This is a genomic window from Rhizobium hidalgonense (genome assembly GCF_002914525.1).
In the GTDB taxonomy this organism is placed as follows: domain Bacteria; phylum Pseudomonadota; class Alphaproteobacteria; order Rhizobiales; family Rhizobiaceae; genus Rhizobium; species Rhizobium hidalgonense.
Window position 1 is genome coordinate 238,487 of the sequence record NZ_LODW01000104.1, and the last position, 16,882, is coordinate 255,368.

At 58.9% G+C, this 16,882-nt stretch carries 26 protein-coding genes and 1 tRNA gene; 17 read left to right on the forward strand and 10 right to left on the reverse strand.

Annotated features, from left to right (window positions below; genetic code table 11):
* Positions 1-59 precede the first annotated feature (59 nt).
* The gene (locus ATY29_RS31280) at positions 60-671 is read left to right on the forward strand and encodes an HAD-IA family hydrolase (RefSeq protein WP_097533751.1); all 612 of its coding nucleotides are present in this window, start codon (positions 60-62) and stop codon (positions 669-671) included.
* Between the two features lie 15 nt (positions 672-686).
* On the opposite strand, the gene ATY29_RS31285 is transcribed toward ATY29_RS31280, so the two are convergent.
* Entirely contained in the window at positions 687-1,205 is a 519-nt protein-coding gene (locus tag ATY29_RS31285) for a GNAT family N-acetyltransferase (protein WP_097533753.1), read from the reverse strand.
* Between the two features lie 24 nt (positions 1,206-1,229).
* Positions 1,230-1,799, reverse strand: coding sequence for a helix-turn-helix domain-containing protein (locus ATY29_RS31290; protein WP_097533755.1), 570 nt, complete (start codon positions 1,797-1,799; stop codon positions 1,230-1,232).
* A 127-nt stretch (positions 1,800-1,926) separates the two neighbouring features.
* On the opposite strand from ATY29_RS31290, the gene tenA reads away from it, so the two are divergent.
* The 4 genes from tenA (at position 1,927) to ATY29_RS31310 (ending at position 5,123) form a co-directional block, all read left to right on the forward strand.
* Positions 1,927-2,625, forward strand: a complete 699-nt coding sequence (gene tenA, locus ATY29_RS31295) for a thiaminase II (protein ID WP_097533757.1) — start codon at positions 1,927-1,929, stop codon at positions 2,623-2,625.
* 77 nt (positions 2,626-2,702) lie between these two features.
* Positions 2,703-4,535, forward strand: coding sequence for a translation elongation factor 4 (gene lepA, locus ATY29_RS31300; protein WP_025417525.1), 1,833 nt, complete (start codon positions 2,703-2,705; stop codon positions 4,533-4,535).
* A gap of 58 nt (positions 4,536-4,593) precedes the next feature.
* The gene (locus ATY29_RS31305) at positions 4,594-4,824 is read left to right on the forward strand and encodes a type II toxin-antitoxin system CcdA family antitoxin (RefSeq protein ID WP_097533759.1); all 231 of its coding nucleotides are present in this window, start codon (positions 4,594-4,596) and stop codon (positions 4,822-4,824) included.
* Positions 4,824-5,123: a CcdB family protein gene (locus ATY29_RS31310; protein WP_097533761.1), complete on the forward strand. Its 300-nt coding sequence runs from the start codon at positions 4,824-4,826 to the stop codon at positions 5,121-5,123. The genes ATY29_RS31305 and ATY29_RS31310 overlap by 1 nt, the downstream gene beginning before the upstream one ends.
* Positions 5,124-5,125: 2 nt before the next feature.
* Here ATY29_RS31310 and ATY29_RS31315 read toward each other — a convergent pair whose 3' ends face one another.
* The 3 genes from ATY29_RS31315 to ATY29_RS31325 all read right to left on the reverse strand — a co-directional run bounded on the left by ATY29_RS31315 (position 5,126) and on the right by ATY29_RS31325 (position 6,963).
* Positions 5,126-5,578 carry a GFA family protein gene (locus tag ATY29_RS31315; protein ID WP_097533763.1) on the reverse strand — a complete coding sequence of 151 codons (453 nt, stop codon included), beginning with the start codon at positions 5,576-5,578 and terminating at the stop codon, positions 5,126-5,128.
* A gap of 87 nt (positions 5,579-5,665) precedes the next feature.
* Positions 5,666-6,214, reverse strand: a complete 549-nt coding sequence (locus ATY29_RS31320) for a sugar O-acetyltransferase (RefSeq protein WP_097533765.1) — start codon at positions 6,212-6,214, stop codon at positions 5,666-5,668.
* Positions 6,215-6,225: 11 nt separating this feature from the next.
* Positions 6,226-6,963, reverse strand: coding sequence for a type 1 glutamine amidotransferase (locus ATY29_RS31325; RefSeq protein WP_097533767.1), 738 nt, complete (start codon positions 6,961-6,963; stop codon positions 6,226-6,228).
* A gap of 128 nt (positions 6,964-7,091) precedes the next feature.
* Between ATY29_RS31325 and ATY29_RS31330 the strand changes: the two genes are divergently transcribed.
* Entirely contained in the window at positions 7,092-7,385 is a 294-nt protein-coding gene (locus ATY29_RS31330; protein WP_071084390.1) for an Rdx family protein, read from the forward strand.
* 10 nt (positions 7,386-7,395) lie between these two features.
* Here the strand turns inward: ATY29_RS31330 and ATY29_RS31335 are convergent, their stop codons facing one another.
* Positions 7,396-7,812 (reverse strand): BA14K family protein, encoded by a 417-nt coding sequence (locus tag ATY29_RS31335; protein ID WP_097533769.1) that lies wholly within the window; start codon positions 7,810-7,812, stop codon positions 7,396-7,398.
* Positions 7,813-7,980: 168 nt separating this feature from the next.
* On the opposite strand from ATY29_RS31335, the gene ATY29_RS31340 reads away from it, so the two are divergent.
* Positions 7,981-8,067, forward strand: a tRNA-Leu gene (locus tag ATY29_RS31340).
* 80 nt (positions 8,068-8,147) lie between these two features.
* On the opposite strand, the gene ATY29_RS31345 is transcribed toward ATY29_RS31340, so the two are convergent.
* Both ATY29_RS31345 and ATY29_RS31350 read right to left on the reverse strand, forming a co-directional pair.
* Positions 8,148-8,447 carry a hypothetical protein gene (locus ATY29_RS31345; protein ID WP_193550380.1) on the reverse strand — a complete coding sequence of 100 codons (300 nt, stop codon included), beginning with the start codon at positions 8,445-8,447 and terminating at the stop codon, positions 8,148-8,150.
* On the reverse strand, positions 8,444-9,313 hold the full coding sequence (locus ATY29_RS31350) for a hypothetical protein (protein ID WP_097533771.1): 870 nt from the start codon (positions 9,311-9,313) through the stop codon (positions 8,444-8,446). The genes ATY29_RS31345 and ATY29_RS31350 overlap by 4 nt, the downstream gene beginning before the upstream one ends.
* 97 nt (positions 9,314-9,410) lie before the next feature.
* Here ATY29_RS31350 and ATY29_RS31355 point away from each other — a divergent pair, with 97 nt between their 5' ends.
* The 7 genes from ATY29_RS31355 to ATY29_RS31395 all read left to right on the forward strand — a co-directional run bounded on the left by ATY29_RS31355 (position 9,411) and on the right by ATY29_RS31395 (position 12,199).
* On the forward strand, positions 9,411-9,695 hold the full coding sequence (locus ATY29_RS31355) for a helix-turn-helix transcriptional regulator (RefSeq protein ID WP_342210735.1): 285 nt from the start codon (positions 9,411-9,413) through the stop codon (positions 9,693-9,695).
* A gap of 261 nt (positions 9,696-9,956) precedes the next feature.
* Complete coding sequence (locus ATY29_RS31360; protein ID WP_133118169.1) at positions 9,957-10,202, forward strand: hypothetical protein; 246 nt, start codon at positions 9,957-9,959, stop codon at positions 10,200-10,202.
* 123 nt (positions 10,203-10,325) lie between these two features.
* Positions 10,326-10,766, forward strand: a complete 441-nt coding sequence (locus tag ATY29_RS31365; RefSeq protein ID WP_097533775.1) for a hypothetical protein — start codon at positions 10,326-10,328, stop codon at positions 10,764-10,766.
* Positions 10,759-11,058 carry a pyocin activator PrtN family protein gene (locus ATY29_RS31370; RefSeq protein ID WP_097533777.1) on the forward strand — a complete coding sequence of 100 codons (300 nt, stop codon included), beginning with the start codon at positions 10,759-10,761 and terminating at the stop codon, positions 11,056-11,058. Before ATY29_RS31365 ends, ATY29_RS31370 begins: the two co-directional genes overlap by 8 nt.
* Positions 11,051-11,266: a helix-turn-helix domain-containing protein gene (locus tag ATY29_RS31375; RefSeq protein WP_097533779.1), complete on the forward strand. Its 216-nt coding sequence runs from the start codon at positions 11,051-11,053 to the stop codon at positions 11,264-11,266. Before ATY29_RS31370 ends, ATY29_RS31375 begins: the two co-directional genes overlap by 8 nt.
* 397 nt (positions 11,267-11,663) lie before the next feature.
* Entirely contained in the window at positions 11,664-11,954 is a 291-nt protein-coding gene (locus ATY29_RS31390) for a CopG family transcriptional regulator (RefSeq protein ID WP_097533785.1), read from the forward strand.
* Positions 11,955-12,001: 47 nt separating this feature from the next.
* Positions 12,002-12,199, forward strand: coding sequence for a hypothetical protein (locus ATY29_RS31395; protein WP_103671228.1), 198 nt, complete (start codon positions 12,002-12,004; stop codon positions 12,197-12,199).
* 107 nt (positions 12,200-12,306) lie between these two features.
* Here the strand turns inward: ATY29_RS31395 and ligD are convergent, their stop codons facing one another.
* Entirely contained in the window at positions 12,307-13,359 is a 1,053-nt protein-coding gene (ligD, locus tag ATY29_RS31400) for a non-homologous end-joining DNA ligase (protein ID WP_097533787.1), read from the reverse strand.
* Between the two features lie 133 nt (positions 13,360-13,492).
* On the opposite strand from ligD, the gene ATY29_RS31405 reads away from it, so the two are divergent.
* From ATY29_RS31405 to ATY29_RS31420, 3 genes are all read left to right on the forward strand, one after another.
* Positions 13,493-13,693 (forward strand): hypothetical protein, encoded by a 201-nt coding sequence (locus ATY29_RS31405; RefSeq protein WP_097533789.1) that lies wholly within the window; start codon positions 13,493-13,495, stop codon positions 13,691-13,693.
* Between the two features lies 1 nt (position 13,694).
* Positions 13,695-14,009, forward strand: coding sequence for a hypothetical protein (locus ATY29_RS31410; protein ID WP_097533791.1), 315 nt, complete (start codon positions 13,695-13,697; stop codon positions 14,007-14,009).
* 621 nt (positions 14,010-14,630) lie between these two features.
* Positions 14,631-15,314, forward strand: coding sequence for a phosphatase PAP2 family protein (locus ATY29_RS31420; RefSeq protein ID WP_097533794.1), 684 nt, complete (start codon positions 14,631-14,633; stop codon positions 15,312-15,314).
* A 211-nt stretch (positions 15,315-15,525) separates the two neighbouring features.
* On the opposite strand, the gene ATY29_RS31425 is transcribed toward ATY29_RS31420, so the two are convergent.
* Positions 15,526-16,461: a sialate O-acetylesterase gene (locus ATY29_RS31425; RefSeq protein WP_097533795.1), complete on the reverse strand. Its 936-nt coding sequence runs from the start codon at positions 16,459-16,461 to the stop codon at positions 15,526-15,528.
* Between the last annotated feature and the right edge of the window lie 421 nt (positions 16,462-16,882).

Consider the following 16,882-nt stretch of genomic DNA (forward strand, 5'->3'; position numbering starts at 1 on the left):
GATCGACACGGGGGATGACTTCACCTTCCCGATCTTTGAAGACCGAAGGAAATTTCCGCATGACGGTGCTGATGGTCGATGTCGACGGTGTGCTCATTCATGGTCGTCCGGCCGACGGGCTGCCCCACTTCACCTATCTCGAGCGCGATCTCGGATTGCGGCCCGACCTGCTGCAACAGGAATTCTTCCAGACGTGCTGGGGTGACATCATCATCGGCCGCGAGCCGCTGGAACCAAGGCTCGCCGAGGTGCTCGCAAAAATCGCGCCGCATCTCGGTGCCGCTGTCCTGATCGACTACTGGTTCGAGAACGATTCCCGCCTCGACCGCAATCTGCTGGCGGATCTCGCCGGGCTCAGGCAAAGCGGCGTCACACTCTTCCTGGCGACCAACCAGGAGCACAGGCGGGCGCGCTACCTGATGGAGCAACTCGGCCTTGGCGAACATTTCGACGACATCCTCTATTCGGCAGCGCTCGGACACAGCAAGCCTTCGCCCGACTTCTTCCGGCTGGCGACCGAACGTGCCGGCGTGCCGCCTGGGGAAATCGCCTTCATCGACGACATGGCGGCGAATGTCGAAGCGGCGCGGCGGTTCGGTTGGAATGCGGCGCAATGGACGGCGGGCGCGACGCTCGCCGGAACGCTTCCCATCTTCGCAAAGTGGGTATAGGCGGCGCGGGCGCATTCAGGCGAGCCGTTTGTAGAACAGGGTGGTGTCGCAGAAGCCACCCTCCGGCCACAGCGCATAATCGGGGATGACGCCGACGCGCTGCCAGCCCAGGCGCGGGTAGATCGCCTCGGCCTCGCTGCCAGTTGCGGTGTCGAGCACGAGCAGGGTTTTGCCGCATCTGACCGCCTCGCGTTCGGCGGCCTCCATCAGCAGCCGGGCAAAGCCGCGCCCGCGGGCGGAACGATGCACCAGCAGCTTCTTCAGATCGCCGCGATGCGGCTGGTTCGGCATCTGCGCGGCCCCCACCTGCACCGTGCCGACGATCCGGCCGTCCAGTTCGGCGACCAGCAGCAGATTGCCGCCTGTCGCGACCGCGTCGGCGACGTCGCGCCAATAGGGCTCGGCATCGTCAGGCCCATAGGGCTGCATGAAACCGACGGAGGCGCCACCGGTGACGCAATCGGCCAGCACCGCCGACAGGGCCGGAATGGCGGCGCGCGCCTCTTCGGCGGAAAGGGTACGAATGTCAGGCATGGTCTTCTCCAGAAACGAATGTTGCTATCGGCCGCCGCGATCGAGCACGACGCAATAATGCGCCGACGCATTGCCGGGATTATGGAAGACATGACCCTCGCCAACGGGCATAAAGAGGCAATCGCCCGGACGCAGCCGATAGACCACCTCGCCCGCCGTCATCTCCAGTTCGCCGTCGAACAGCCAGATATGCTGCGTCATGCCATGGGATGCGGCATGCGGGGGAAAGCTGACGCGGGCGCCGGGAGGGAATTCGACTTCGACGATATCGACATCGGAGGCGGTGCCTGGAGCCGAAACCGAGCGCCTGAGATAACCGGTCTCCGGATCACGCCAGACCTGCTGTTCCTGGCGGCGGGCCAGCGGCGAGGCCTGCTCTCCCTCTTCGGCGAAGAAGGCCGACAGCGACAGGCCAAGCGCGGCGCAAATCCTTGCCAGCAGCGAGGCAGTCGGGCTCGCCTCCGCCCGCTCGATGCGCGAGATCATCGCCCGGCTGACGCCGGAGGCCACGGCAAGATCATCCAGCGTCAAAGCCTTTTGCAGCCGGAGCTTGCGGATGCGGATGCCGATCGCCAGATCGAGTTCGCGTTCCATCTTCTGCTCCCCCAATTCTACTATAAGAGAAATACACTATCTGATGATGGAATCAAGCTCCGCCGGCGAGGCCTTGCTTTCACCACTCCGGCGTCGATATATGACAGCGAAATCCGAGGAGAGCATGATGGACGCCAGCACGCAGAGCATGGATGCGACGGGAAGCTTCACGGCCGCGGCCTGGGACCGGATCGCGCCTGTCATGGCCGAGATCGAGGTGCTGCCGCTTCTGACACGGCTTTCGGACGGAACGTTGCCGCCGGAGGTTTTCCGGCACTACATCCTGCAGGATGCACTCTATCTGAAGCACTATGCGCGATGCCTCGCCATCGTCGCGGCCAAGGCGCCCGACAATGCACAGGTGCTGCGCTTCCTCGGTTCGGCGCAGAAGGCGATCACCGTCGAGCAGGGCCTGCATGCCGGCTTCCTTAGCCAGTTCGGCATCTCCTCCGAGGATGTGACGTCAGCCGAACCCTCGCCCGCTTGTTTTGCCTATACGAATTTCCTGCTTGCCACCGCCTATCACAGCTCTTACGCCGTGGCGCTTTCTTCGATCCTCCCCTGTTTCTGGATCTATTGGCACGTCGGCGAGGCGATCAAGAACCGGCCAGCCGTCGAAGGCAATGCCTTCCAGGCCTGGATCAACACCTATGGCGACCCGCAATTTGCAGCCGGCGCCCGCGAAGTGATCGCGCTGACCGACATCGCCGCCCGCGCCGCCTCGCCGACGGAGCGCATAGAGATGATGGATGTTTTCGTGCGCGCCTCGCAATATGAATGGATGTTCTGGGATTCGGCCTGGCGGCTGGAGGCGTGGCCGGTCTGACAGGCGTGCGACCGGCCCGCAAAATAGCGTAAACAGCAGGATAATTACCGCTTTGCGGCAGGGGGCGGCGCTGCTATATGGCGCGCATGAGCACCAATTCGACCACTCCGCTATCCCATATCCGCAACTTTTCGATCGTGGCCCATATCGACCACGGCAAATCGACGCTGGCCGACCGGCTGATCCAAACGACCGGCGGCCTGGCCGAGCGCGAAATGTCCGAGCAGGTGCTCGACAATATGGATATCGAGCGCGAGCGCGGCATCACCATCAAGGCCCAGACCGTGCGCCTGCATTACCAGGCGAACAACGGCGAGAAATACATTCTCAACCTGATCGACACGCCCGGCCACGTCGACTTTGCCTATGAAGTTTCGCGCTCGCTGTCGGCCTGCGAGGGCTCGCTGCTCGTCGTCGACGCCAGCCAGGGCGTCGAAGCGCAGACGCTGGCCAACGTCTATCAGGCGATCGACAACAATCACGAGATCGTCACCGTCCTCAACAAGATCGACCTGCCGGCCGCCGAACCCGACCGGATCAAGGAGCAGATCGAGGAAGTGATCGGCATCGATGCCTCGGAGGCCGTGCTGATCTCGGCCAAAACAGGCCTCGGCATTCCCGATGTGCTGGAGGCGATCGTCAACAAGCTGCCGGCGCCGAAGAGCCCCGGCGGCGACAAAGCGCCGCTGAAGGCGCTGCTCGTCGACAGCTGGTACGACACCTACCTCGGCGTCATGGTTCTCGTGCGCATCATCGACGGCGTGCTGACCAAGGGCCAGACGATCCGCATGATGGGCACGGATGCCAAATACCAGGTGGAGCGCGTCGGGGTGCTGACGCCGAAGATGGTCAATGTCGACAGCCTCGGCCCCGGCGAGATCGGCTTCATCACCGCCTCGATCAAGGAAGTGGCCGATACCCGCGTCGGCGATACGATCACCGAGGACAAGCGGCCGACGGCGCAAGCGCTGCCGGGCTTCAAGCCGGCGCAGCCGGTCGTCTTCTGCGGTCTCTTCCCGGTCGATGCCGCCGATTTCGAGGATCTGCGCGCCGCCATGGGCAAGCTTCGCCTCAACGACGCCTCCTTCTCCTTCGAGATGGAATCTTCGGCCGCCCTCGGCTTCGGTTTCCGCTGCGGCTTCCTCGGCCTGCTACATCTCGAAATTATCCAGGAACGGCTGGAGCGCGAGTTCGACCTCGACCTGATCGCCACCGCCCCCTCGGTCGTCTACAAGATGTTCATGACCGACGGGTCGGAGCGCGAGCTGCACAACCCGGCTGACATGCCCGATGTCGTGAAAATCTCCGAAATCCACGAGCCGTGGATCCGCGCGACGATCCTGACGCCCGACGATTATCTCGGCGGCATCCTGAAGCTCTGCCAGGATCGGCGCGGCATCCAGATCGAGCTGACCTATGTCGGCACGCGCGCCATGCTGACCTACGACCTGCCGCTCAACGAAGTCGTCTTCGATTTCTACGACCGGCTGAAGTCGATCTCGAAGGGTTATGCCTCCTTCGATTACACCCTCACCGACCACCGCGAAGGCAACCTCGTGAAGATGTCGATCCTCGTCAACGGCGAGCCGGTCGATGCTCTCTCGATGATGGTGCACCGCACCGCCGCCGAAAAGCGCGGCCGTGACATGTGCGAGAAGCTCAAGGAGCTGATCCCGAAGCACATGTTCAAGATCCCGATCCAGGCCGCGATCGGCGGCAACGTCATCGCCCGCGAGACGATCTCGGCCCTGCGCAAGGACGTGACGGCGAAATGCTACGGCGGCGACGCCACCCGCAAACGCAAGCTGCTCGACAAGCAGAAGGCCGGCAAGAAACGCATGCGCCAGTTCGGCAAGGTGGAGATTCCTCAGGAAGCCTTCATCGCGGCATTGAAGATGGGCGACGAATAAGACTTCTCAATCAGATCTCATGCGCATATGATCTGCGCATGAGATCGAGGAGATCGTTATGCCGCAACAGCTCAGAAAAGCAGCGAACCTTTCCCTTGACGAAGGCCTCATTTCCCAGGCGCGCGAGCTCAAGATCAACATATCCAGGGCAGCGGAAGATGGAATTGCGCAGGCCATAAAGGCGGAGCGCGAGCGGCTATGGCGTATCGAGAATGCCGAGGCTATCCGGCTGGAAAACGAATATGTTGAAAAGCACGGCTTGCCGTTCGCCAAGTACCGTCAGTTTTAATGGCACGCTTTCACGTCTATCGCCTCAAAACCGGGAATGTCCTGGCCATCGATCTTCAAGCCAATCTCCTTGACGACCTGCCTTCGCGAGTCATGGTTCCGCTGCATCCGGTGCAAGAACTGAGCTGGTCGATCTCACGACTGAACCCACGCTTTGCTATCGAGGGTGAAACCTATGTCATGGCAACTCAGCGCATGGCGTCGATCCCGACCACCGAAATAGCAAGAGCGATCGCAGATCTATCGGGCAAGAGCGATGCCATCACGGGCGCCCTGGATTTTCTTTTCCAAGGCTTCTGAGATCAGCTCCCCGCCATATATTCCTTCACCAACCCCTCATAGGCCTGCATCTCAGGCAGCGCCGCGTAGCTGTGCACCGCGCCGGTCTCGGCAAAGGCCAGCTTCTCGCTTGTCCAGGTCTCGATGAAGGGCGTGAACCAGCTGATATCGTCGAGCATGGTCACGCGCAGGTTGACGAACCAGTCCATGCCTTCCGGCCGGGTGAACATCCAGCTCATGCAATGCGGGCAGAAATAGTGCTTGGTGACACCGTGCAGGCCGCCGATAACAGGCTCGCCTTTGCTAACTTCGAAGCCTTCGCTGGGGATGGCGGCGCTTAGCGAATAGGCGCTCGCCGTCATCTTCTGGCAGCCTGTGCAATGGCAGGCCATGGTCAGCAGCGGCGGAGCGCTGATCTTCAACCGCACCCGGCCACAGCGGCAGCCGCCTTCCATAGATAAATTCGATTTGCTCATGTTTCCCTCCGTTTCGCTTTCTCATCTAGCGGAGTGATTCTCGCTGTCGAGATGGGAAGGTTATTTCGGGACAGGCGGCACACCGGCTTAGCGGATGCGGGCCGGATTGCCGACCACGGTCGCGCCCGCCGGCACATCCTTCGTCACCACGGCACCGGCGCCGACGATCGCGCCATCGCCGATCGTCACACCGCCGAGGATGATGGCACCGCCGCCGATCCACACGTCCTTGCCGATCGTGACCGGCCGGGCGATCTCGATGCCCCGGCTGCGAAGTGCTGCGTCCTTGTGATGTTCGGCGCAATAGATCTGCACGCCGGGGCCGAACATGCTGCGGTCGCCGATGGTCACGCGGCCGGAATCGAGAATGGCGCAGCCGGCATTGAAATAGACGCGTTCGCCGAGAAGGATATTGATGCCGTAGGAGCAGTGAAACGGCGCCTCGATGAAGACATCCCGCGCAGCCTGCGCAAAGAGCGCCCTCAGGACCGGCGCCATCGCGCCGCGCTCGTCCGGCGGCATCGTATTGTGCGCATGGACGGCTCGGCGCGCCTGCCGGCGCAAGCGATCGAGCGCGTCGTCGAGGCAGCAATACCATTCGCCCGCGGCCATCTTCTCGCGTTCGCTTGCCGGCATCGCTTCGCCTCTCACACCGAGGCCTGCGACAGCATCACGATCTCCTGCGGTTCGATCAGGCTGACCCAGGCACGGGCGATGGCAAGGCCGGCGGCATCGGCGGCACCGCCATGCCTTGCCGCCAGTTCGGCATGGTTTTCCAGCCAGCCGGGGGCGATGCGCTCGATCGTATCGGGGAAATCGGCCTTCCACTCCTCGACGACGCTTGTGTTGGCCTCGAAATGGAACTGGGTGCCATAGACGGCGCGGCCGATGCGGAAGGCTTGGTTCTCGGCAACAGGGCTGGTGGCGAGACGGACGGCGCCCTCCGGCAGGGTAAAGGTATCGGCATGCCATTCGAAGATGGTGAATTCGCCGCCGAGCGCCTGTAGCAGCGGATCGGCCCGCCCCTCGCCGGTGACACCGATCCTATGCCAGCCGAACTCGCGGGCGGCGCCCAACAGATTGTCGGCGCCATAGGCGCGGGCGAGGATCTGGCTGCCGAGGCAGATACCGAGCACGGCCTTGCCGGCATCGCCGAAGCAGCGCGCCAGCCGGGCGAGTTCCGGCAGATAGGGATGCACCTCGTGATCCAGGGCGCTCTGCTCGCCGCCGAGGACGACGAGCGCGTCATGCCTGGATATGTCCTGTGGCAGGATGCCGTCCTGCCACACGCGAAACCACTCGATGTCAGCCCCCGCCTCATCGAGCGCTCTGGCGAGCGCGCCAAGGCCGGTATTGCGCATGTTTTCGATGACGGCGACTCGCATCAGCTTTTCCCCGGTATGACCGACCAGGGGAAGAGACCATGCCGGAGAACGGCGCGCAAGATGCTTAAGCGCGCCATTGCATGCGCACGCTGCAAGGGCTTAAATCCAAGCAAACGAAAGGAAACATCATGACCGAAAAAGCCCGCGTCTCGATCCTCTACTGCACTCAGTGCAACTGGCTGCTGCGCGCCGCCTGGATGGCGCAGGAGCTGCTGCACACTTTTTCCGACAGTCTCGGCGAGGTGGCGCTGATCCCCGGCACCGGCGGCAATTTCGAGATCCGCGTCAACGGCGATCTCATCTGGGAACGCAAGCGCGACGGCGGCTTTCCCGGGCCGAAGGAGCTGAAGCAGCGCGTCCGCGACATCGTCGAGCCCGGCCGCGATCTCGGCCATGTCGACCGCGCGTCGCTGGAAAGCTGAGCGGACCCGCTCAGCGATAGGGCGAGCGGCAGACCCTGTAGACGCCTTCATAGGTGAGAAAATGATCCGTCCTCGGATTGTAGGAGCGGTATTCATTGGTGCACCAGGCGATATGCTTGTTCGGAGCGTTCGGCTGCACGCGGCGAACCGGCGGCGGATCATAGGTCAGCTGCGGCCGCCCGGCGGCGCCCGGCTGGTAATAGGTCGGTCCCGTCGCGCCACGCGGCCGGTAATTCGGCTGAACATAGGCGGGGCGATGCCATTGCTGCGGCCCGAAACCGAAGCAGCCGCGAAAATCGCAAAGCGTCGATCCGGTGTTGAGCGGCCCGACCCCGGGCTTGCCCAACTTCAGCGAATCAGCACCGGCCATAGCTGGCGCGAGAAGCGCAAAAAGGCCGGCAAGCAGAATTGGGCGGGAAGAGTGCATGAAGCATTCCTTTCGATATTTCCTTTATATAGGGCGTGCCGACCGGAGCGCTATGCCTGGCCTACGGCCGTCCCCCGCGCGCGGCCGGCTGCTTTTTCGCCAACTGTCAGAAAAACTTCAAAAACCCGGTTGACAGTCCGGAGCTGCCCCCTTACATCGCTCTCCGTCGCCCAGATGGCGGAATTGGTAGACGCGCCAGCTTCAGGTGCTGGTACCCGAAAGGGTGTGGAGGTTCGAGTCCTCTTCTGGGCACCATTCCATTTTAGAAAAGCCAGCAATTACAACGCTTTAAGCGGATTGTTTGCTTTTCGATCCCCCTCAATATCCCCCCACAATTATCCACTGGGCTCGGTGAGCTCTTTGGCTTCATCTGGGATGTGGATCCGAAGGCCCATCGGGTTTGACCAGCCCAATGTCTCTTCATCGTCGCCTCCGTCTTCGTCCTCGGCGGTGTCGAGCTCCAGATCATAGAAACACCCGTTGCCTATGCACTGTGGCGTGCTGCCGATCGACGGTTCGCTGTCGCCGTTGTCCTCAAGGTTCGGATCGCCATCCAGAAGATCAAGCAGGGCGATCATTTCTTCAATGTATGCCTCCAGCGTTTGACGCCGCAGGTCCTGAACAACTTTGCTCACACCGCTACCCTCCCGGCGACTTCTGCCACGGACTCTATGAACCGGGCCATCTGCCCAAGCGGGGTGGTGTCAGATTTCGTGAGTTCCATGAGGTCTCCAGCCGTTACAGCAAGGACGTCAGCTTTCATACCTAAGCCGGCCAGGCTCAGAGCGTGGCATTGAGAGACTTCGTTGGCGGCTTTGCGAAGATGAATGCCAGTGTCTCTTACCCGCAGACGCGCAGCATCAGCCCCAGAGATGTCCCGAAGATGGGCGGTCTCGGCCTCATACTGGACGGCCAACTGGATACGCTGTTCGCACTCCCTGATAGACTTCATCCTGTAGGCTCGATTTTGAGCGAGAGCCTTTTCAGTTCGCCCCGTTGGCGCGGACTGCTTCCACCTTTTCAGGTGGTCCCTCTCTTCGTCGGCCGTCCGAATGACGAAGCATGTCTTTCTGATTTCCCGACGGAATTTCGGCGCCAGCCTCTTTGTCAGGTCACTCGTGTCTCTGAGGAGAAAGCGGCCGATGATGTCACGCTCGGCTGGCATGGTATATCGCCCGTCCTGCGCGTTGGCTCCAAGCAGCAGCTCCTCAGGTGCCAATGGCCACTGATGCCGCCACTCATCCGCAATCCACTCCAAAGAATCCTGCGCTTCCTTAAGCTCGGCACAGGCATCATAGAATTTCTGGTAGGCAAGGATCAACTCAGGGTTCTCTATCTGGTCAGAGGGAAGAGCTTGCGCCTCGGTCGCGATGGCTCCATGTGAATTAGGTGCGACGGCGACCGCTGCGATCGTCGAGGTAGCGGCGAAACCCCAAAGAAGGGCTCGGCGGGTGGTATTAGGCAAGCCTTCGGCGGCTGCCGGAATTACATGGTTCGGCATTTTATACTCCCCGGTATATGGCGAATCAGCGTTAACTATCGCTATTAACCTAGTTATGAAAACTAGGTTTGTCAAACGGTAACTAGGTGCTATAACTATGTTTATCGTTTTAAGAGGTATTTTCCGAATGCTGACGACTGGAAACCAGCTCAAGGCCGCCCGTATTCTGGCAGAAATTGAGCAGAAAGAGCTCGCAGAAAAGGCCGGCTTGAACGTCAACACTATTCGGAACATGGAGAGTGTGGGAAACGGACCGATCGCCGGTCGTGCTGCTAACGTCCAAGTGGTGCAGCGAGTGCTCGAAGGTATGGGGATTCAATTTCTAAATCACGGGTGCCCCGGCGTTAGGCTGATGGCAGAACGCAACTCTGGGACCGATTAGAGTTGCCCAGGCGCTCCACGCCATTGACTCCGCCCGCGCAGTTTGCAGTCTTTGTCTTTGTTTTTGTCTTTGAGGGAGGACCGACGATGGATGAAGTTAAATGCAAGTGCGGCCGGGTTTATGAGGAGACCAAAATGAAACTCCCGGCCCGCGATGTTGACTCGTGGTCCTGTGAGTGTGGTGAAGTGCTTCGGGAATGGAATGGTGGGGTTTGCTACAAGTACCGCCTGATACGGAATGACGCCGCGACAGGATGGTGAGATGCGTGAAATCGAAAGCGCGATTACACCGGAGCAACTTGTCGCCAAATTCGCAAAAGCCGGCATTTCTATATCGGAGCGAACTCTGCGGGAGAGGGCGCGTCAGGTCGGCGCGTATCGGCTGATCGGTAAAACGATGTTCCTCATGCCCGAAGATGTTGAAAAGATCATCGAGGCCGCCAAGCCAATGCCGCGGAAATCCGCGTTAACTGAGCCGAAAAGAAGCGCAAGGAAGCGGATGTCCTGACATGGCCAAATCGACTGTTCCAGCCCAATGAACTTTCGTAGGAAACCTCAGGCGGTGTCAGCGCTACCACCAACTGCTCAAGATAGAAGGCTGGGCGGCCGACCTTCTGTTGAAGTCCGGACGATGAAGATAAAACCGGACGGAAAGGTCGAGGAGCTGACTTGCCACCCTCTCGAATACTATGGTTCGTGCCCAGACGTGGGCGACACCATCGTGTCGAATTATTTCGAGGCGCCAATTTTCTACTCCGTCCAACGCCGCTATTTCGTTATGGAATCCCTTGCATACGTAGGCTGGGCCCTCATAGTCCGAGAAATCGACCCATCAGGGCCGCCTCAAGAACTATGGAACGAATGGCAGGCAGCGACTAAATTTTGGGAAGAAATCGACGAGCAAGAGGAGCAGGAAGAGCAACAGGCCAAAACAGAGAGGCTGAATGCACTGCTTGGAAGAAACCCGCGTCGGCCGCCAACTAACTCTTCGCAAAACAAACCTAAGAAACCAAAGAAACGAAAATTACAGCCACGCGGTTCGGACGGAAGAGAACCGAAGTCCGATGGCTAAGCTGACTGAACCTCAATTTTCCACCAGCTATCTGCTCTTTGCCCAATACGGCGGCAAAGCGGTCATCCCGATCGAGGATGTGTGTCGAGACTACTTCCGCCATCTAACGCCTGCGAAGTTGCTCCGTAAGGTCGCGGCGGGCGAAATTGCTCTTCCCGTCATGCGGTCGGAGATCTCACAAAAATCGCAAAAGGGTGTCCATTTGCAGGATCTAGCGAGCTACATCGACCAGCGGCGGGAGGCGGCACTTGAGGAGTTCCGGCAATCAACGCAAAAGGTCCAAGATGACTGACGAGGAGCAACGGCCTTTCACGCCCAAGAAGCTAGCCGAGCGATGGCTCTGCTCGGAGCGTCATGTGCGAAACATGCTGCAGCGGGGAGACATTCCCTATTTCAGGCTCGGCGGGAAACTCATTCGCATCAAATTTCGTGACGTTGAAGAGTTCGAGAAAGCAGGCGTTATGAAAAACGAGAAAGACGATTCAGCAGGGCATGACTAAGCGGTTGTTATTTTTGATTTCTCAACTCAAGCGATTGGCCGAAGTGTCGAACGCGGAGAACGTCACCATTGAGCTCGAGCGAGAAGGTAGCCCAATCCGAGTGATGCCTTTCAAGCCGGCGCGAAGGCTAAAAGAAAAGCCGTCACGGGAAGAAGAGGCAGAAGCCAGCCTTGCCGAGTGGCAAGCGAGCAGAGCGAAGAGCTCATGACACGAGCCTCATTCCGACAAGCTGACATCGAGCGGATTTTACGCGCCGCGAAAGCCGTCGGCTCGACAGTCGAAATTGACCTGCGACGACTGATTGTGACAGTGTACCATCCCGAGGCTGATGGCAAAGAACCTCCGAGCGGGCTGGCGCCGGACGGCCTCGAAAGTTGGGATTGACGCTGAAACCCTTATGTCCTCACCTTGCACCGCAACGCTCCTCGAAGACGCCGCCGATCGAATCGCCGATATCTCGCGAGCGGATCTCCAGATCATGCTTCGCCGTGCCGCGATACGGCTACGCAACGCCGGCGCCGTATCGATGGAGGATGACGTCGAGGATGCCTTGCGTGACCTGGCCGGCGAGTTCGGCATGACGCGCAACGACACGATCAGGTATATCGTCCGGGAGTGGATGGAGAAGAACACCTATCTGCCAGTCCACGACCTCGACGAAGATGGAGAGGTCGACGGGAATGCCTGAGAGGCGCTATGCTTAGCGACCATCCCTCCTCAGACCGGAGCTTCAGCATGCCAAGCCTCGCGCAGATGAACGGCTCATTGCATATTCATCAGTTCTACATAGGCAAGTTGAAGGCCAACCTGGAAAGGCTTTTCGATAGCGACCCCGAACTGGCAATGCTGCTCGACAATGTTGCTGCCCTTCTTTCCGAGCACGTCACAACGTTGGCTGACGACATCGCCGACCTGGAAGACGACGATGCGTGAGAGTTGGGCGGCCGAAGCCCGCGGATGGACGGGACAGGCGGTTTCTTTTCGTTCCTGCCTGTTCTGATTTTGTCCAACCATTCAGTCTGCTATCGGACCGAGAAAATTCACTCCAGCTCAAATATCGACGCGTCATCTTGCTCTTCCCGCAGCCCCTTATACGAGGCATGCCGGAGCTTGCCGTCATGTGTCCAGGCACGATATTCGATCTCGGCAACCAGCTTCGGCTTGATCCAGATCAGGTTCCTTCGCCGGCCGGAATATTTGACGGCCGGCTTCGTCGCCTTGATCTTGTCCATCGTTGCGCGAAGCTTCATCGCCTCGTCTGCCTTGAAGCCCGTTCCGACCGACCCGACGTAGACTAGCTCGCCACCCTTGCGAGCAGCCAGCAGGAGCGCGCCGATATTACCAAACGCCGCGTTGGAGCGCTGATAGCCAACGATGGCGAAGCCGTCGCCTTGGATACATTTGATCTTCAGCCAGTCGCCGGGCCGACCGCTGCGATAGGTGCTGTTCCGGTCTTTCGCAATGATGCCTTCTAATCCATGCTCGCAGGCGATGCGCAGAAACGTTTCGCCATCCGCCTCGATCTCCTCCGACAATCGAATGGCTTCTTCGCTGCCGGCTGGCACAAGCCCCTCGAGGAGATGGCGCCGGGCAGTTAGTTCCATTTCCGTCAGGTCGCGGCCGTCGAAATACAAAAGATCGAACGCCATGAAGACCGCTTCCCACGACATCCCCTTTCCGCCACGGCCGCCGAGCGACTGCTGAAGCCTGCCGAAGTCTGAACGCCCCTGCTCGTCGAAGACGACGGCTTCGCCATCCAATATTGCTGTGGAAACGGGAAGGCGCCTCGCCTCGGTTAGGATCGCCGGGAAGCGGCCGGTCCAATCATGGCCGCCGCGCGTCAGAATGCGGACACCCGACGGCTCGATGTGGACGGCAAGGCGATAGCCGTCCCATTTCACCTCGAAAGCCCATTGCCGGCCTTTCGGCGGCCGAGGCTTCAGCAGCGCCAGGCACGGGTCGATGCGCGCCGGCATTGGGTCGAGCGTAAGCTGAGGCTGGGCGGGATCGCGCTTCTTACGAGGCCTGCTGCGGATCGGCGCTTCGGCTTCACCGAGTAGCGGCTTGGCAGGCTTGCGAGGCGGCTTTGTCATCCCTGGAGTTCATCAGCAACAACTTAAAAAGCAATTGACCAATATTCATTATTGACTCGCCTCGTGACGTGAACATAATAAGAACATCGGCGATGCGGCCGCCAATCTGAAAACTTGAGTATGGAGCACGGATATGCGCGAGCAGCCGATCGGCGAAGCCATGGTTGATGATGAAATTGCAGAGGTGCTTGCTTATCACAAAGGCGATGCGCAAGCGGCGATAGGAACGCTTCTGAATGATATTCGCCATCTTCGCTGGCAGCTAGTACTAACCGAAGGCGCCATGGGCCGAGGCATCACGCGCGGCTGGCGACCGAGCTACGAGCGAGACTGATATGCTTGATCGTCTTCAACCAAAAGCCGCTGCCTTCGATGTGGCATTTAACGACTGGTGGCGGTCGCAACCGGGTTCTTTCCGAGACAGCGTTAGCCCGTCGACTGCGCGCGCATGCTTCCGCGCAGGATATACCGCCGGCAAGCACACGACCGAGCGGCGCTACGTCTTCAGAGCGGGCCGCATGCGGATCACTGTCTGGGCAGCTGGCGTCACGGAAGCGAAGACGAAAGCGGAAATGGAAGCTGATTTTCGCGCAGCCAAGAACGGTTGGCCGAAGCCCAGAGCGGGCTGGCCACTCCAGGAGATCAAATAAGCGACATCGACAGGTCGCCGCTGACGAGAGCGCCCAAACTTTGAGTTCACAATTGCGAGCACCAAAGCTGTGTCCCCCGGGGGAGCAGGGGAAACTGTAAGCCCGGTACTGCCGCACCTTCGAACGATTTTCAGCCCCGCGCAGTTTATTTGTATGACCAAAGAGGAATTCTGCGAACGGTTCTTTCAACGCGTAACGTTCCACTGCCGCGCGGGCCGCAGACCCTTTGGTTTGGATCCAAAAACCTACTGCGACAGAATCGCTCCAATCTATTGGCGCGAGTTGGGGAACGAATTGAGCCCGGAGGAATGCGCTGATCAGGACGCTGCATACTGGCCCTGACCAGTCCGTGCGACACAGTCCCGCGCCTCGAGCGCTGCCCTTACGGGCGTCAGCCGCTAGCGTCCTTCGGCCCCGTCTCGGTCATATCATGCCGGAAGTGCGGGAAGACTATTACCGTCGAGAACGGCGCCCTTTTTCCATAGCCCTGCCACGCAACGTGAGCATGAAGCCTGGCGGGTAGCAGCCAAATGGAACGAGGGGATTATTCCGCAATGAGTATTGAAGGGCATCTGACGGCGCCGACATCATAGATTGTCCAAACCAAACACTGGCTTCTCAATGCTGAATAGTCTCGACACCTTCGTGATGAAGCTGATGAGTCAATATTCTTCCAAGTCGATTATCGCGAATAAGATCATTATTCGCTTTCTTGATTTGAACACTGTAAAGTTTCTGCCTTTATTTATATTATTATGGTTTCTATGGTTCTATCGAAATAAATGGAAGCCCGTTGTTGTCGAATGCATCATCGACATGTTCTTCGGAATTGGCATATCTCGATTTATACAACTGTTTCTGCCAGAGCGTCTCAGGCCGCTGCATTCAGGCAATCCCGATTTCCTGCTGCCTTTGGGCGTTGATCCGACAACGCTTGAGCATTGGAGTTCCTTCCCCAGTGACCATGCCGCGCTGACCTTCGCGGTATCGACAACGATGTGGCGCGCATCCCGACCGCTTGGTGCGGCCTGCTTCATCTGGTCGACGTTCGTGATTTGCCTGCCGCGCATTTATGCTGGCTATCATTATGCGACCGACATCCTGGGTGGCGCTTTTGTAGGCGTGTGCACAGCCCTTCTGGTAGCGCGCCCTCTTCAGAAGCTATTGATGCCGACTGTGCTAACGGTTGAGGAGCGCTTTCCAGGTTTGTTCTTCTCTGGTTTCTTTGTCATATCCTATGAATTTGTGACGCAGTTCGACGAGCTGCGGCTCGTTGGAAGGGCCATTCAACACCTCATCTCGTGATGGCGAGTTTTACGAGCTCACAGCATCTATCGAACGAACGGGGAAGAGATCGGGAGGAAAATGCTGCGGGAGGTCGAACTATGTCACCTTATACCTGCCGTTCCCTCGGTGCGGCATCGCTGACAATACAAGGTCGGCGGAAAATGCCTCGCGCTAGCGGGGCATTTTGCTGCCTAGGTTCCGTTACCGCAGCAAGGTTCAGACGACAACACTATCGCGAGGATTCCAGACGGCGGTCGCCGCTCAGAAGATTTAGCCAGGCCCGCGAGACCTTCTCCGCGCCTGTGCCCCCGATATGGCAATCGTCGTAGCGGTCGTCTCCATCGAGTAGCGCGTCGGTATTTGCGCCTTCCCGGATGCCGTGGCCGCTCTTTGACAGGGCCATTTGCGCCCTTACGATTGCATTGTCTGGAATATGCTCCTTGAAGCCGCCGTTACTCGGTTCGAGGCATTTCGATGCGATCGAAATGTAAACGGGTGCTTCAACGCCATGCTGACGCAATGTGTCGACCATCGACAGGAAACGTTGCTGATAGGCCTCCATAGTGGTGCCCAGAACCAGATCCTTCTCTCCCTGCACCCAGAGGACGTTCGTTATCCGATAGCCAGAATCCTGAAGCTGTTTCACTGTATCGACCAGCACAGGATTGATGTCACCGCCTGCCGCCCATCGTGCGACCTCAGAACCGGAATATGCCAAGGGAGCGAGGATGACGCTGTCGTATTGTCCCGATGCGATCAATTGGTTCGCAAGAAGAGTCCAGTACTCTCCTTTAGTGTCGGTCGATCCAAGAAGTGGTGACGCCGCGATGAAGCACCGTCTGCCAAAGGCGTTTACAACGTGATTGCCATAATTTGACCGGTGCCGCTGGCCGCCGTCGTTGGCGGCATTCGATTGGCCAAGAATCAGTAAGACGGCAGTTCGATCAGTTTGCGTCGGGCAGGTCACAGGCGTTTTTGATTCATCACCGATGAGCCGTTCCTTGTCGTCGATAGTATAACGGCTTGGGGGTGGCGACTTCTCCCCTTCAACCTTTTTCTTGAGCGAAGAAAGTTGTGGCCAAGGAAAGATCTCATGTCTCGCGCTCACACCACCCACCAAGTACAACTCAATTAAGGCTAAGACGACTGCTATGATTTTACTCACGTCGCTACCCTTTACGCATTATAGACGAATGGAAGCTATGACAGATTAAGTATGATCCATCAATGAATATTCCTCTACAACAACGCGAGCGACTGGAGGAATGTCTTTTGTCTAATATCGTTCGATTCTGGTTAAAAACCACTCGCCCGTCTTGGCGGGGGGTTCCTATCTGGTGGCGCGGAATCAAATTCTATGGTCAATTGATCTTGATCCGGCGCCGTTCCGGAAGAAATCTGTGCTGTTCAGGGCGCCCGGCTTGATCATCGGCTCGACAGCCAGGCAATCGCCGCGGCGCCGAATTTGCTGACGATGAAGGTGAGCGCTGACGCCGGTACGGCATTGCGCGATACGCCCCTGGAGCGAGGCTTAAATGTAAAGGCCGCTTGCATAGCGGCCTTCCTCTTTTCAAAAAAAGGGCGTG

Bases quoted from the DNA above. Each gene is read 5' to 3' on its own strand.
- ATY29_RS31280 (WP_097533751.1), top strand. From the start codon at position 60: ATGACGGTGCTGATGGTCGATGTCGACGGTGTGCTCATTCATGGTCGT.
- ATY29_RS31285 (WP_097533753.1), bottom strand. From the start codon at position 1,205: ATGCCTGACATTCGTACCCTTTCCGCCGAAGAGGCGCGCGCCGCCATT.
- ATY29_RS31290 (WP_097533755.1), bottom strand. From the start codon at position 1,799: ATGGAACGCGAACTCGATCTGGCGATCGGCATCCGCATCCGCAAGCTC.
- tenA (WP_097533757.1), top strand. From the start codon at position 1,927: ATGGACGCCAGCACGCAGAGCATGGATGCGACGGGAAGCTTCACGGCC.
- lepA (WP_025417525.1), top strand. From the start codon at position 2,703: ATGGCGCGCATGAGCACCAATTCGACCACTCCGCTATCCCATATCCGC.
- ATY29_RS31305 (WP_097533759.1), top strand. From the start codon at position 4,594: ATGCCGCAACAGCTCAGAAAAGCAGCGAACCTTTCCCTTGACGAAGGC.
- ATY29_RS31310 (WP_097533761.1), top strand. From the start codon at position 4,824: ATGGCACGCTTTCACGTCTATCGCCTCAAAACCGGGAATGTCCTGGCC.
- ATY29_RS31315 (WP_097533763.1), bottom strand. From the start codon at position 5,578: ATGAGCAAATCGAATTTATCTATGGAAGGCGGCTGCCGCTGTGGCCGG.
- ATY29_RS31320 (WP_097533765.1), bottom strand. From the start codon at position 6,214: ATGCCGGCAAGCGAACGCGAGAAGATGGCCGCGGGCGAATGGTATTGC.
- ATY29_RS31325 (WP_097533767.1), bottom strand. From the start codon at position 6,963: ATGCGAGTCGCCGTCATCGAAAACATGCGCAATACCGGCCTTGGCGCG.
- ATY29_RS31330 (WP_071084390.1), top strand. From the start codon at position 7,092: ATGACCGAAAAAGCCCGCGTCTCGATCCTCTACTGCACTCAGTGCAAC.
- ATY29_RS31335 (WP_097533769.1), bottom strand. From the start codon at position 7,812: ATGCACTCTTCCCGCCCAATTCTGCTTGCCGGCCTTTTTGCGCTTCTC.
- ATY29_RS31350 (WP_097533771.1), bottom strand. From the start codon at position 9,313: ATGCCGAACCATGTAATTCCGGCAGCCGCCGAAGGCTTGCCTAATACC.
- ATY29_RS31355 (WP_342210735.1), top strand. From the start codon at position 9,411: ATGTTTATCGTTTTAAGAGGTATTTTCCGAATGCTGACGACTGGAAAC.
- ATY29_RS31360 (WP_133118169.1), top strand. From the start codon at position 9,957: ATGCGTGAAATCGAAAGCGCGATTACACCGGAGCAACTTGTCGCCAAA.
- ATY29_RS31365 (WP_097533775.1), top strand. From the start codon at position 10,326: ATGAAGATAAAACCGGACGGAAAGGTCGAGGAGCTGACTTGCCACCCT.
- ATY29_RS31370 (WP_097533777.1), top strand. From the start codon at position 10,759: ATGGCTAAGCTGACTGAACCTCAATTTTCCACCAGCTATCTGCTCTTT.
- ATY29_RS31375 (WP_097533779.1), top strand. From the start codon at position 11,051: ATGACTGACGAGGAGCAACGGCCTTTCACGCCCAAGAAGCTAGCCGAG.
- ATY29_RS31390 (WP_097533785.1), top strand. From the start codon at position 11,664: ATGTCCTCACCTTGCACCGCAACGCTCCTCGAAGACGCCGCCGATCGA.
- ATY29_RS31395 (WP_103671228.1), top strand. From the start codon at position 12,002: ATGCCAAGCCTCGCGCAGATGAACGGCTCATTGCATATTCATCAGTTC.
- ligD (WP_097533787.1), bottom strand. From the start codon at position 13,359: ATGACAAAGCCGCCTCGCAAGCCTGCCAAGCCGCTACTCGGTGAAGCC.
- ATY29_RS31405 (WP_097533789.1), top strand. From the start codon at position 13,493: ATGCGCGAGCAGCCGATCGGCGAAGCCATGGTTGATGATGAAATTGCA.
- ATY29_RS31410 (WP_097533791.1), top strand. From the start codon at position 13,695: ATGCTTGATCGTCTTCAACCAAAAGCCGCTGCCTTCGATGTGGCATTT.
- ATY29_RS31420 (WP_097533794.1), top strand. From the start codon at position 14,631: ATGCTGAATAGTCTCGACACCTTCGTGATGAAGCTGATGAGTCAATAT.